The sequence below is a fragment of the Lacimicrobium alkaliphilum genome, from assembly GCF_002591895.1.
Classification (GTDB): domain Bacteria; phylum Pseudomonadota; class Gammaproteobacteria; order Enterobacterales; family Alteromonadaceae; genus Lacimicrobium; species Lacimicrobium alkaliphilum.
Genome location: NZ_NISX01000008.1, coordinates 128,934 through 142,538, shown reverse-complemented (window position 1 = coordinate 142,538; position 13,605 = coordinate 128,934). Strand labels below are relative to the sequence as shown.

10 protein-coding genes are annotated in these 13,605 nt (G+C 52.6%); 9 read left to right on the top strand and 1 reads right to left on the bottom strand.

Translation table 11 applies throughout. The features are described from left to right. The 5 genes from recG (at window position 1) to CDA54_RS09660 (ending at window position 6,289) form a co-directional block, all read left to right on the top strand. Window positions 1-2,076 (top strand): ATP-dependent DNA helicase RecG, encoded by a 2,076-nt coding sequence (recG, locus tag CDA54_RS09680; protein ID WP_099034799.1) that lies wholly within the window; start codon window positions 1-3, stop codon window positions 2,074-2,076. Then, on the top strand, window positions 2,076-2,849 hold the full coding sequence (locus tag CDA54_RS09675; protein WP_099034798.1) for a class I SAM-dependent methyltransferase: 774 nt from the start codon (window positions 2,076-2,078) through the stop codon (window positions 2,847-2,849). Before recG ends, CDA54_RS09675 begins: the two co-directional genes overlap by 1 nt. A 12-nt stretch (window positions 2,850-2,861) precedes the next feature. Then, window positions 2,862-3,338 carry a peroxiredoxin gene (locus tag CDA54_RS09670; protein WP_099034797.1) on the top strand — a complete coding sequence of 159 codons (477 nt, stop codon included), beginning with the start codon at window positions 2,862-2,864 and terminating at the stop codon, window positions 3,336-3,338. Window positions 3,339-3,907: 569 nt separating this feature from the next. Continuing rightward, entirely contained in the window at window positions 3,908-5,089 is a 1,182-nt protein-coding gene (locus tag CDA54_RS09665; RefSeq protein WP_099034796.1) for a BaiN/RdsA family NAD(P)/FAD-dependent oxidoreductase, read from the top strand. 282 nt (window positions 5,090-5,371) lie between these two features. After that, complete coding sequence (locus CDA54_RS09660; RefSeq protein ID WP_099034795.1) at window positions 5,372-6,289, top strand: SMP-30/gluconolactonase/LRE family protein; 918 nt, start codon at window positions 5,372-5,374, stop codon at window positions 6,287-6,289. A gap of 184 nt (window positions 6,290-6,473) precedes the next feature. Here the strand turns inward: CDA54_RS09660 and CDA54_RS09655 are convergent, their stop codons facing one another. Beyond that, window positions 6,474-9,398 (bottom strand): TonB-dependent receptor, encoded by a 2,925-nt coding sequence (locus CDA54_RS09655; RefSeq protein ID WP_099034794.1) that lies wholly within the window; start codon window positions 9,396-9,398, stop codon window positions 6,474-6,476. 207 nt (window positions 9,399-9,605) lie between these two features. Here CDA54_RS09655 and CDA54_RS09650 point away from each other — a divergent pair, with 207 nt between their 5' ends. The 4 genes from CDA54_RS09650 to CDA54_RS09635 are packed head-to-tail and all read left to right on the top strand — an operon-like array spanning window position 9,606 to window position 13,586. After that, window positions 9,606-10,850 (top strand): amino acid deaminase, encoded by a 1,245-nt coding sequence (locus CDA54_RS09650; RefSeq protein ID WP_099034793.1) that lies wholly within the window; start codon window positions 9,606-9,608, stop codon window positions 10,848-10,850. 20 nt (window positions 10,851-10,870) lie between these two features. Next, window positions 10,871-11,722 (top strand): MurR/RpiR family transcriptional regulator, encoded by an 852-nt coding sequence (locus CDA54_RS09645; protein WP_099034792.1) that lies wholly within the window; start codon window positions 10,871-10,873, stop codon window positions 11,720-11,722. A 1-nt stretch (window position 11,723) separates the two neighbouring features. After that, complete coding sequence (locus CDA54_RS09640; RefSeq protein WP_229748085.1) at window positions 11,724-13,190, top strand: N-acyl-D-amino-acid deacylase family protein; 1,467 nt, start codon at window positions 11,724-11,726, stop codon at window positions 13,188-13,190. A gap of 6 nt (window positions 13,191-13,196) precedes the next feature. Further along, on the top strand, window positions 13,197-13,586 hold the full coding sequence (locus CDA54_RS09635; protein WP_099034790.1) for a RidA family protein: 390 nt from the start codon (window positions 13,197-13,199) through the stop codon (window positions 13,584-13,586). The last annotated feature ends 19 nt before the right edge of the window (window positions 13,587-13,605 follow it).

Here is a 13,605-nt window from a genome sequence, read left to right as displayed (position 1 = left end):
ATGCAGTCACTCTCATATCTGAAGCTGACAGAACTTAAAGGTGTAGGCAGCAAAGTTGCCGAAAAGCTGCAAAAACTGGGGCTGGTGACGGTGCAGGATCTGCTCTTTCATCTGCCCCTGCGCTATGAAGATCGCACGCGAATCTATCCTATTGCCGACCTGATGCCGCATATTCACGCCAGTGTTCAGGGCGAAGTGATGTCATCGGATATTCAGTTTGGCCGTAAACGCATGTTGATCGTGCGGGTGTCTGATGGCACCGGCAGCATCAGCCTGCGTTTTTTTCATTTTAGCGCCGCCCAGAAAAATGCCCTGCAAGCGGGGCTGACCATCCGCTGTTTCGGTGAAGTGCGCCGTGGCAAATACGGCCTGGAAATGATGCATCCGGAATACCGTCTGCAGCAGGCAGATGCCCCCGCTCCTACCGAAGAAGCTTATACGCCGGTTTACCCCACCACCGAAGGCTTAAAACAGATCAGTCTGCGCAACCTTACAGAACAGGCCCTGAAGTTGTTAGATAAAGGTGGCCTGGCAGAGTTATTACCCGAAGGGCTGTATGCTCAGCAGATCAGCCTTAAACAGGCGCTGAAGACAGTACACCGTCCGCAGGCGGGTGAGAGCCTGGCCGTGCTGGAAAACGGTGAGCATCCGGCACAACAGCGGTTAATTCTCGAAGAACTACTGGCTCATCATTTAAGCGTACTTAAGGTGCGCAAAAACAGTGACAGCCAGCACAGTATGGCGCTGACACCGGATCCAGCGTTGATCAGGCGTTTTCTGGATTTATTGCCCTTTACACCTACGGCTGCGCAGCAGCGGGTTAATACAGAAATTGCCCGAGATCTTGCGATGCCCAGGCCAATGATGCGTCTGGTTCAGGGGGACGTAGGCTCCGGTAAAACCCTGGTTGCCGCCCTGGCCGCCCTGACTGCTATCGGTGCCGGCTATCAGGTGGCGATGATGGCACCCACTGAGCTTTTAGCCGAGCAACACGCCAATAATTTCAGGCAATGGCTTGAGCCGCTGAATATCGAAGTGGGCTGGCTGGCCGGTAAACTTAAGGGTAAAGCGCGTGAGGCATTGCTTGAACGTCTGGCTGGTGGTGAAATACAGATGCTGGTGGGCACCCATGCGATTTTTCAGCAGAGTGTTAATTTTCAGCATCTGGCACTGGTGATCATCGACGAACAGCACCGATTTGGTGTGCATCAACGCCTGGCCCTGCGCGAGAAAGGCCAGCAGCAGGGATTATTTCCCCATCAGTTAATTATGACCGCCACGCCCATTCCCCGTACGCTCGCTATGACCGCCTATGCGGATCTGGATACCTCGGTAATCGATGAGCTACCACCGGGGCGCACCCCGGTTAAAACTGTCGCTATCCCCGATAATCGCCGTGATGAAGTGGTGGCCCGGGTTCATGAAGCCTGTAAACTGCAAGGCAGGCAGGTTTACTGGGTATGCACCCTGATTGAAGAGTCTGAGGTGCTGGAATGTCAGGCCGCCGAGGATACCGCTCAGGCGCTGGCTATGGCGTTGCCGGATTTACGGGTGGGGCTGGTACATGGGCGGTTAAAAGCCGCAGAAAAACAACAGGTGATGGAAGCCTTTAACAACGCTGAACTGGATTTACTGGTGGCCACAACCGTTATAGAAGTGGGCGTGGATGTGCCTAATGCCAGCTTAATGATTATTGAAAACCCTGAGCGGCTGGGGCTGGCACAGTTACACCAGTTACGCGGTAGGGTCGGGCGTGGTTCGGTGGAGAGCCACTGCGTACTGATGTACCAGTCACCGCTGTCAAAAACCGCGACTCAGCGTTTGTCGGTGCTGAGGCAGAGCAATGATGGCTTTATGATTGCACAGCGTGATCTGGAGATCCGCGGCCCCGGCGAATTACTGGGCACCAAACAAACCGGGTTGGCTGACCTTAAGATTGCCGATCTGGTACGTGATGCTCATCTGATCCCTCAGGTCCAGGAACTGGCCGCAACGCTGTGGCAGGGGCATCCCGATAAAGCACAGGCGCTGATCAATCGTTGGCTGGCGCATCGCGAAAACTACGGTCACGCCTGATGAATGTAATTCCGGTAATGGCCGCCAGTGGAGAATTTCAGACTCAGGCGCAGGATGTCGCGCAAAAGTGGCAACTGCCGCTGGCTCAGACAGAGACTGACAGCGGTCTGGTGCTGTGGCTGAATGAATACGGCCTTGCGCTCAAGACCCTGGATGATCCAAAAATGGGAGTGGTACAGGTGGATTTTGCCGCAAGCAGCATCAGCTGGCGGCGTCAGCATGGCGGCGGTAAAAATGAAGCCATCGCCAAAGCCGTGGGCATTAAAGGCAGTTACCGGCCTGCGGTGCTGGATGCCACCGCCGGGCTGGGCCGGGATGCCTTTATTCTTGCCAGTCTGGGCTGCCACCTGACCTTGCTGGAGCGCTCCAATGTGGTGTCGGCGCTGCTTGATGATGGATTACAGCGCGCGGCGCAGGATCAGGAGCTTGGCAGCTGGTTACCAGAACGAATGCATTTGTTAAGCGATAGTGCGGTATCGGTAATGGCCCGCTGGCAAGGGCAACAACCTGATGTGGTGTATCTGGATCCGATGTTTCCTCACAGAAAAAAATCGGCGCTGGTGAAAAAAGAAATGCGCCTTTTTCAGCAACTGCTGGGCCCCGATGACGATGCTGACAGCCTGCTGCAGCCCGCTTTGCAGCTTGCGCAAAAACGTGTGGTGGTAAAACGACCCGCCGGCGCCCCTTGGCTTAATCAGAAAAAGCCCCATATACAAATGACGGGCCGGGCCAACCGTTTTGATGTTTATCTCATTCATGGCTCAAAAACCTAAAAGGAGTCTTCAATGATTCAACCAGGACAATCTCTTCCCGATATGAAGTTTTCTCTGCGTGTAGATGGTGAGAGCAAAGAGGCCAGCACAGCAGACTTGTTCGCCGGTAAGAAAGTGGTACTTTTTGCGGTTCCCGGCCCATTTACACCAACGTGCTCTGAATCTCATTTGCCGGGGTATGTGACACTGGCCGACAAGATCAAAGCCGAGGGTGTGGACACCGTAATCTGTACCGCAGTCAGCGACGCGTTTGTGATGGAAGCCTGGAGTAAAGACCAGAATGCCGGTGAGCTGCTGATGCTGGCCGATGGCGATGCCAGCTTTGCTAAAGCATTGGGCATGGATATGGATACCGGTGCATTCGGTGGTGTTCGCTCGAAACGGTATTCAATGCTGGTAGTGGATGGCAAAGTTGAGAAAGTGAACCTCGAAGAACCCGGCAAGTTTGAGGTGAGTGACGCTCAGACTATGCTGGAACAGCTTTCTTAAATTTAAAGCAAGCGTTCTATCCTGCATAAATGTTGTAACCATACAACACAGCAAAAGAAATGTTCACCACAGAGACACGGAGGACAGACACAGAGGTAAAGGGCACTAACCCCTAATCCCTCTGTGCTCTTCGTGCCTCTGTGGTTAATCATGCTTTTCTCGCAGTGGCGTAGCCTGCAAGGAGCGCAGCGGACGCGTCCAGCACCTTTGATGACTGAATGTTGAGGCGGCGCATTTGGATATTCAAAGGCTGCTGGATTGCAGGATGGTAACAATACTGCCTGTTTACCCGGGATCCGCTTTGCTGCATTCAGATCACGACAAGCTCAGGATGACGTTCTTTTGTCAGGAAGGCAGAGGTGCAAGGAAGTAAAGGGCGCTAACCCTTAATATCTCTGTGTCCTCTGCGCCTCCGTGGTTAATTTTGCCTTTCTCAAGGTCGCTGGACATGTCCAGCGCCTTAAGCCATCCTGTCAATCTATACCGGCATTGGCAATCCCCTTTAAAACGTTAGCCCGGGAATCTGTCATTCCGGTATAATCGCCGTTTTTGTTTGCGGAGATGCGCTAGTGGCAAGTTATGATGTGATCGTCATCGGTGCGGGCGCGGCAGGCCTTTTTTGTGCCGCACAGGCTGCGCAGCGCGGGCGCAGGGTGCTGGTACTGGATCACGCAAAACGGATTGGCGGCAAAATCCTGATGTCTGGCGGTGGCCGCTGCAACTTTACCAATATGTACGCCGCGCCGGAAAACTACCTCAGTGGCAATCCCCACTTCTGTAAATCGGCCCTGAGTCGCTATACCCAATGGGATTTTATTGCCCTGGTGGCAGATTATGACATTGCTTATCATGAGAAAACCCTGGGTCAGTTGTTCTGTGACGATTCTGCCAAAGCGATTCTGAAAATGCTGCTCAGCGAATGTGACAAGGCCGGAGTGCAACTTCGCCATCCCGTTGAAGTGCGCCAGACTGAAAAAACCGACAACGGCTTCAGCCTGATCACCAGTCACGGCGACTTTGACTGTCAGTCACTGGTTATTGCTTCTGGCGGGTTGTCGATTCCTAAGCTCGGTGCCAGTCCTTTTGGCTACAAAGTGGCAGAGCAGTTTGGTCTGAATGTGTTGCCTACACGTGCTGGCCTTGTGCCTTTTACCCTGCATGAACAGGATAAATCCGTACTGGCTGAACTCAGTGGCGTATCTCTTGATGCCACTGCCGAATGTCATCACACCAGCTTCCACGAAAATATACTCTTTACTCACCGTGGCTTAAGTGGCCCGGCGGTGTTACAGATCTCATCCTACTGGCAGCCAGGCGAAAACGTGGTATTTAACTTAAGCCCCAGCGAAGATTTGCTGGGATCGCTGGAGCAGCAACAACAGCAGCATCCGGATGTTTTGCTCAGTACTGCTTTGGCAAAATACTACCCCAAACGTTTTGTGCAGGTGGCCATTGACTATTTTGTCCTGAACAACAAACCACTGAAACAGTTTAAGGGCAGGCAACTGCACCAGGTGGCAGAGGCCTTTGAGCAATGGGTATTAAAACCCAACGGTACAGAAGGGTATCGTACCGCCGAGGTAACCCTGGGTGGCGTCGACACAGACGAATTGTCATCTAAAACCATGGAATCGAAGAATGTTCCGGGGCTGTATTTTATCGGCGAAGTGATGGATGTTACCGGCTGGTTAGGGGGGTATAACTTCCAGTGGGCCTGGAGCAGTGGCTGGGTCGCCGGACAGGTGGTGTAGTACGTTGTCATAACCTTTTTACGATTAATGATTAACGTAACCGTTACCCTGTTCGTCAAATGGAAAAGATGCATTCCCCCAACCACCCTGATACTAAATAACAGACAAAAGCAAACTAAATGTTAATTAATATCAACTTTTTTTATTGAGAAATATTCAATAAATACAATATGTTAACTTTATGGTGAGTCGGGGCGTCAGCATTCCATCCCCTGGCTAGCCTTGTCTTTCCTGAATTTGCTGGGAATAATGACCTCATTCTTTCTCAGATGTGTATCCCTAATGAAAACCATAAAAAACAGTCGGGTTGTTCTGCCTCTTTTAGCCTTAGTCGCCCCGCTCAGTGTGTTGTCTGTCAGTGCAACAGAACCTTCCACTCATCAGAGCCAGGATGTGATTACTGATGGTGTATTTACCACGGGCATAGAAGGCCCTGCAGTGGACAAAGACGGTGTACTTTACGCAGTGAATTTTGCTGAACAGGGCACCATAGGCAGGATAACGGGTAAAGGCCAGGCAGATGGTTTTCTGATTTTACCGGACGACTCTGTGGGCAATGGCATCCGCTTTGATAGTCAGGGCAGGATGATGATAGCCGATTATGTTAATCACACTATCTGGGCGGTGAATATGGCGGACCGAAGCTTGTCTGTGTATGCCCACGACGAGGCGATGAATCAGCCTAATGACATTGCCATCAGCGCCCGTGACATTATCTATGCCAGCGATCCTGACTGGTCTACCGGCACGGGTCAGCTGTGGATGGTTGATACTGACGGGGAGACAACACTGATTGAGTCGGACATGGGAACCACCAACGGCATTGAAGTCAGTACCGATGAGCAGTATCTGTATGTAAACGAGTCTGTGCAGCGGCGGGTTTGGCGTTACCGGCTGGATGCATCCGGTAAACCTGTTGATAAAACGCTGTTTCATCAGTTTGACGATCATGGTCTGGATGGCATGCGCTGTGACAATCAGGGTAATCTGTACATTGCCCGATATGGTGCAGGCAGTATTGTTGTTCTCGATCCGACGGGCGAGAAAATCGAAGAGTATCGGCTTAAAGGCCAGCACCCCACTAACCTTGCATTTGGCGGTGAAGATGGGAAACAGGTATATGTGACCATGCAAAAGCGCGGTGCCATTGAGACATTTAAAAGCCCCCACCCCGGTCGTGCTTTTAACCTTCACCGGTGAGCAGAGTCCGCCCCTGACATGTTAAAAACTGCGCAACAGAAATAGAAAACGGCCCGGGTTCAAATATCAGAACTCCGGGCCGTTGATTTATACCAATATATTACGGATTCATTGCGTGCAACACGTTAACTGAATCAACGGGTTTACATCACAGAGGGTTCGTCCATGAACCCATATTGCTCAATCAGAAGCGTCCTCTTACGCCCACAGTAAAGCGGCGCTCATACACATTCTGGGTTACTACGTTGTCTTCCCACTGGGCATAAATATCCTCGAATTCTTCGGTGATATTGCTCCCTTGCAGGTACAGGCTGATGTCTTCGTTCAGATCATAGCTTGCCGACATGTCCACATACAGGGTGTCATCGGCCCAGATGGGTAATACCCCTTCGCCCACATCGATTCCCAGGCTGTCGAGACGGTCGCTGCGGTAGTTCGCGGCAATCCGGAACTGCAGCGCATCGCGGTCATACCATAATATGGCGTTAGCAGAGCGTTCTGAGTTGTCCTGAATCGGCAAACTGGCGCCATTAACATCCACATTGGCGCTGTCACTTGGCGCATAGGTATAGTTGAGTGTTGTACCAAAGCCACTGAATACACCGGGCAGAAAGTCAAAGGCCTGATGATAAGCCAGCTCAATACCGTCAATAGTGCCGCCCTGACCGTTGATCTCGGTTGTTACCGGAACGTCGCGGCGTACCACGCCATCAATATCCGGCAGTCCCATTTGCACGGTGCCCTGCTCAATAAAGGACTCAATATCCATTTTGAACAGGCCAAGGCTTACCAGGCTGCTGCTGTCGAAGTACCATTCAGCCGAGAGGTTGTAATTGGTAGCCCGCCAGGGTTCCAGATAAGGGTTACCGTTCTGACGACCGTTAATGGCCACCAACAGATCCGGGCTGACGCCCAGCTCGGCTGCTAACTCATCACCGGCGCGGCTGCGGCCAACACTGATGCCGCCGGCCAACTGGCTCATGTCCAGATTGGTCATGGTCTTGCCATACGCTGCCCGGACCAGGAAGTCATCGGTAACATTAAAGGTAATGTTCGCGGCTGGCAGGAAGTCCGAATAACTGCGGGAAATCACTTCTTCTCCCACTTTTTCGGTGGCGGTGCACAAAGAACAGGGACGTTCATCACCTAACTGGTTCTGAACAATATCCAGCTCGGTACGAATGTACTGTCCGCCTACATTAGCCTTGTAAGGCAGTGAGCCCAGCTGACCATCAAAATTGAAGCGCAGATAGGCCGACTGCGTCACCTCTTCTACCCGGAATGAACGGGAAGGCAATGACAAACGCTTGTTACCGGGGTAAATGGCGTTCTGAAAGGCGAAGGGGTCATCCAGTACCTTTGGGTTGATGGTATAAAAACTGTCATCGGTTCCCGGCCCGAAGCCATCTACCCGCTGCGCCCAGCCGTCGGGCAAATCGGTAAAGTAGTTTGTGTTACCCAGGGTCAGATCGCCTCCGGCAACGCTGTTCTCGCCATCGCCGTTGGTGTCTCCGAGCGACGCTCCCGAGTCTTTCCACATTACATCGGCAGAGAACTCACCGGTGGTAAAAGGAGCCACCAGAATAAAGGTGTCGCGGGTTACGTCCCGTTTACCGTAACGCAGCCCAAACTGAATATCAGTCAGGTGATTGCCCATAAACTCATATTGGCCGTCGCCCCTGAGTACATCCAGTGTGGCATCTTCATCAAAGTTGTTTTCCGAGTACGTGGATACCAGGTTGTAACTGTTGATATCTGAACCGAAGTCCGGCGCATAACCCAGGGTGAGATACTCGCCGGTGCGGTCAAATTGCACCGGTACGGGATCGGGACCATAGCCCCTCGGGTTAGCCGGTTCGGCACCGCTGCCATCATTACGCAGCAGACCATGTTGTGCACCACTGGTAAGGTAAGAGTGCGCGACATTTTCTGTATGGGAACGCTCTGCATCACCGCGTAAATAGCGTACCGAGCCACTGAACGGCCCGTTACCGGCATACTTTAGTTCAAGATTCAGGTTGGTGGACTGACGATCATTAGTCAGACTTTCTGAGTAGGAACTGACCCGACGGGCCCTCAGTTCAGCCTGATTAACGGTAAAGATATCACCACCCTGATCATTTGCGGTACGGGCAATAAAGTCATCGGAATAGGCCCAGATACTGCCGCGGGCGTTGTCTACCATGATACCTTGCTGACGATTAGCATCGTCCATGTCGGTATAGAAGAGGTCGGCAACAAATTCCAGATTGTCGGTGACCATGGCCTGGAAGCTGGCATTAACCCCAAGGCGATCCCGTTCCACCTGCTTGTCCATCATGCCGTGAAAACGCTGACTTAACAGGCTGTCATTGGTGTCACCATCGCCGTTAATGTCGCGGTTGCTGCCAAAGCTTTCATCCTGCACCTCAAACGAGGTTAATATGGTGCCGTAGCGATAGTTGGCGAGATGGTTGGTGTCGTAGGATGCACTGAGTAAAAAACCCATGTCCTCCCCACGATAGCCGCCGAACGCTACCAGCTTGTGATCATTTTCCTTTGACAGGCTGCCACGGGTCAGCTCGGCGGCACCTGTAAAGGTTGAGCCTGACTCCAGGTCAAAGGGTCGCAAGGTCTGTAAATCAAGGGTTCCGGATATACCGCCGGCCAGCATCGACGCGGTCGGTGACTTGTGAACTGATATGGCGGAGACTAACGGTGCCGGAATATCGCTGAAATCGGGCTGTACACTGGTGATCGAACCGGCACTGAGCATTTGTTCGCCATTCAGCAGCGTGGTTACCTGGGGCATCCCCCTGACGTTGACGGTGGAACCTTCACCGGCAGAGCGTCGAATCTGCACGCCGGGAATGCGCTGTAATGTATCGGCAATGGTTACATCCGGCAATTTGCCAATGTCTTCAGCCGTAATTGCATCTGTTACCGAGTCACTGAAGCGCTTTTCGTTCAGATTGCGCTTATGGCTGGCAGCAATACCCCTTACCTCTACGCGCTCAATGTCTTGATCGCCTTCTTGCTGCGCCCATACCGGCTTAGCCGTTGCGACACCGGCCATGACCAAAGCTACGCTTACTGCGAGCCGGGTCTGGCTGAAAGTCAGGTCTTTCATGGTCTTCTCCTGTTGTGATTATTTGTTAGTTGACAAACACACTGTTGCCCATTAACGTTACCGCTCTTGTTACTAATTATCACAATAACTTTGACGTTCGTGATAATTATTAACATTCAATTGATGAGCTTTGCAACGGCTTTCTGTTAAATATTTATTCTTCCTATAGCGGGAACCTATACAAAGTGTTGAACAGGAGAGGTAAGCATGCGGGACACTGCCCAGACTTTATCTGATGCGGTAAAAGGCACTGGCTGTAAACAGCAGCTGGACAATGGTGGTTGGCAGATTCTCAATGAAGATGTCAGCCTGCCAATAGCGGTGCTTAACCAACGTGCGCTGAACAATAACCTCGACTGGATGCGGCGTTATGCTCATGCCAGTGGCGTCAGCCTGGCTCCTCATGGCAAAACAACCATGGCACCGGAACTGTTTCACAGCATGGTGGATGCCGGCGCCTGGGCCATTAGCCTGGCCACCGCGCCTCAGGTAGCGGCGGCTCATCAGGCGGGTATTAAACGTATTCTGATGGCCAATCAGTTGGTGGGTAAAGCCAACATGCAGCGTGTTGGCCGGATGCTGGAACAAGGGCTGGAATACTATTGTTTTGTCGACTCCGCCGACAATGCTAAAGCACTGAGCGACTACTTTGACGGACAGGGGCAAACCCTGAATGTTCTGCTGGAAGTGGGTGTGCCCGGCGGGCGCTGTGGCGTGCGTACCGATGAACAGGCCATGGCTCTGTGTGATGAAATAAATTCTTTGCCCGGCCTGGCGCTGCGTGGGCTGGCGTTTTATGAAGGTGTGATTGGTGGCGCGGATGCTGCCAATAAGATCCGTCAGTTTGTTCAGCGTATGCGTACTCTGGCTCTGAACATATACCAACAAAAAGGCTTTGCTGCCGGTACCATCAGCATTACCGGCGCCGGTTCGGCCTGGTATGACCTGGTGGCCGAAACTCTCGAAGCCGCCAGTCTGCCCGCCGAAATGCAGGTGCTGATTCGCCCCGGCTGCTATCTGATTCACGATACGGGTATTTATGAAGATGCCCAGGCTGCGGTAATGAACCGCAGCACCCTGGCCTGTGATCTGGGCGGAGATCTGATTAACAGCCTGCAATTATGGGCCTATGTCCAATCCATTCCTGAGCCTGGCATGGCGATTATTGGCCTGGGTAAACGGGATGTGGCCTTTGACGCTGGTCTCCCTGTACCTCAGTGGTTTGCGCATCCGGGACAACAAGCGGCGCAAAAAGCATCTGCCAGCTGGAAGGTGAGTAAAATCATGGATCAGCATGCCATGATGGACTTTGATAGCGACGCAAAGCTGCAGGTTGGCGATATCGTTGGATTTTCTACTTCACATCCCTGTCTGACCATGGATAAATGGAAATACATAGCCGTGGTCGATGACAACTTGTGTGTACATCGGCTGATAAAAACCGAGTTTTAATACCACTGGGAATCTGAGTAATGGACATTGTTTCTCGTATACAAAACCAGCTGTCACACTTGCGTCCTGCGGAGCAGAAAGTTGCCCGCTATATTCTCAAAGACATTAACTTCGCCGCCAGCGCTTCGATCAATGAGCTGGCCGCCAGCGCCAAGGTCAGCCACGCCAGCATCACCCGCCTCGCTCAGGCACTGGATTGCAAGAATGTGCGCGAACTGAAAATGTTACTCGCGCAATCTGCGGCGGTGGGTGAACGCTTTATTGCCGATGAGCCGGTAAGCCGGCAGGAAATACCCCCTGTTTATCAGGCCATTCAGGACATTCTGGATATTAATGCCGGGCTGATCAGTGATCAGGACATCCAGAGTGCGGGTCAGCTATTAACCCGCGCTGGTCACGTTCTTGTTTTTGGTGTCGGTGGCGGCAGTACGTTTATGGCGCAGGAATGCCAGAACCGGTTGTTTCGCCTGGAAGTGAAGAGCAACGCCTACTCCGATCCGATGTTGATGCGTATGTCCGCCGCTACTGTGAACAAAGATGATGCCGTACTCTGTCTTTCGTTAAGTGGTGTCAGCCCTGATGTTATGGCGTCGGCATTGATCGCCAAAGAATATGGTGCTCACCTGCTGGCCATCTGCCCCGAAGGCCCTCTGGCTGATGTTGCCGATCTGCACCTGCCGATTAAGACGCAGGAAGCCGAATACATTTTCAATCCCAGCGCTTCTCGTTATGCCATGCTCGCCGCCATCGATGTTATTGCCGGTGAAGTCGCCGTGGTCAATCAACGAAAATCAAGAGAGAAGCTGCGCCGCCTTAAACACCACCTCGATGAGCACCGCAAAGGCTCCGAGCGCCTGCCACTTGGAGATTAGTTTGTCGCACCACCGTCCTGACACCATTATTTGCAATGCACAGGTCTACGATGGCAGTAATGTGCCGCCGGTAGAAAAAGATGTATTGCTCAAAGACGACAAGATACTTGCGCTGGCCCCGGCCGGAGAGTATCAGGCCAGAAACCTTATTGATGCTGAAGGTATGGCACTGGCACCGGGCTTTATAGATGTGCATACCCATGACGATATTGAAGTGATTCGTAATCCGGGCATGCTGAATAAGATCAGTCAGGGCATCACCAGCGTCATTGCAGGCAACTGTGGTATCAGCGCGGCACCGGTGCGTATCAGTGGTGACGTACCGGATCCGCTGAATCTGCTCGGCAGTACCGGTGAGTTCCGTTTTCCGCGTTTAAGGGATTACATCGAGGCCGTTGAGCAGGCTAAACCTAACGTCAATGTTGCCGCACTGATAGGCCATACGGCACTGCGGGCCCAGGTCATGGACCGTCTCGACCGCAGCGCCGATGATGCACAAATCCGCGTTATGCAGGAGCTGCTTGATGGTGCCATGCGCGACGGCGCACTGGGCCTGAGTACCGGACTGGCTTACCAGAGTGCCAACTCGGCAACGTCTTACGAAGTTGAGACCCTGGCATCGGTGCTTAAAGCGCACCAGGGCATCTATACCACCCACCTGCGCACCGAATTTGAGGGTATTATCGGGGCGCTGGATGAAGCCTTCGGACTTGGAAAAAAACTAGACATCCCGGTAGTCATCTCACATCTTAAATGCGCCGGTAAGGCCAATTGGGGCAGGGCACCTGAAGTCCTCAATCATCTCAAAAATGCGCAGTCTGAGCAGCATATTGGTTGCGACTGTTATCCCTATAATGCCAGCTCCAGTACCCTGGATCTGAAACAGGTCACCGACGATTTCGACATCGACATTACCTGGTCCGAACCACATCCGGAAATGGCCGGCCAGACACTTCAACAGATAGCCCGCAGCTGGTCATTGTCGTTAATACAGGCAGCCAGAAAGCTACAACCTGCCGGTGCCGTTTATCATGGTATGGATGAACAGGATGTCAGGCATTTTCTTGGCTTTGAGGGGGGCATGGTCGGCTCTGATGGACTGCCCTGTGACCCCAGTCCTCACCCGCGATTGTGGGGCAGTTTCCCCAGAGTGCTGGGTCATTACGTCAGAGACACGCAATTACTCTCGCTGCAGTTAGCCATCCACAAGATGACAGGCTTGTCTGCCACTGAATTCAATCTGCAGGGCCGGGGGTTTATCCGGCCGGGTTACCAGGCCGATCTGGTGCTGTTCAGTCCGCAGGACATCAAAGACGAAGCCAGCTTCACCGATCCTAAAAGACGCAGTGCGGGCATTCGCCGGGTCTGGGTCAATGGCCATCAGACCTACCGTGCTGAAGGCCAGGAATATCAATTAACCGGTTATGGCGCCGGTCAGTTTCTTAAACGCAACACAATAAACAGGTAGAAGATTATGACCATTAAACGTTTTGGTATCGATGGCGGTACCGGCACGGGCGGGCAACACCTGCCCTTCTCCAGAGCAGTAGAAGCCGGCGGCTGGCTGCTGGTCTCGGGTCAGACCCCGATGCGTGATGGCGAGGTTGTCGAGGGCGGCATCATTGAACAATCACGACTGGCTATCGAAAACTGTCTGAACATTATGCGCGAAGCGGGATATGGTCTGGAACATGTTGCCCATGTGAAGGTTATTCTTACCGACGCCCGCTATTTCAGCTCCTTTAATAAAGTATTCAAAGAGGTTTTTGGCGAACATCCGCCGGCACGGATCTGCGCGGTTGCTGATCTGGTGGTGGACTGCAAAGTTGAGGTAGATGTGACCTGCTATAAAGCGCAATCCTGATAAAACCCGCTGCTCGCTG

Coding starts and splice junctions, on each gene's coding strand:
- recG (WP_099034799.1), top strand. CDS start 1: ATGCAGTCACTCTCATATCTGAAGCTGACAGAACTTAAAGGTGTAGGC.
- CDA54_RS09675 (WP_099034798.1), top strand. CDS start 2,076: ATGAATGTAATTCCGGTAATGGCCGCCAGTGGAGAATTTCAGACTCAG.
- CDA54_RS09670 (WP_099034797.1), top strand. CDS start 2,862: ATGATTCAACCAGGACAATCTCTTCCCGATATGAAGTTTTCTCTGCGT.
- CDA54_RS09660 (WP_099034795.1), top strand. CDS start 5,372: ATGAAAACCATAAAAAACAGTCGGGTTGTTCTGCCTCTTTTAGCCTTA.
- CDA54_RS09655 (WP_099034794.1), bottom strand. CDS start 9,398: ATGAAAGACCTGACTTTCAGCCAGACCCGGCTCGCAGTAAGCGTAGCT.
- CDA54_RS09650 (WP_099034793.1), top strand. CDS start 9,606: ATGCGGGACACTGCCCAGACTTTATCTGATGCGGTAAAAGGCACTGGC.
- CDA54_RS09645 (WP_099034792.1), top strand. CDS start 10,871: ATGGACATTGTTTCTCGTATACAAAACCAGCTGTCACACTTGCGTCCT.
- CDA54_RS09635 (WP_099034790.1), top strand. CDS start 13,197: ATGACCATTAAACGTTTTGGTATCGATGGCGGTACCGGCACGGGCGGG.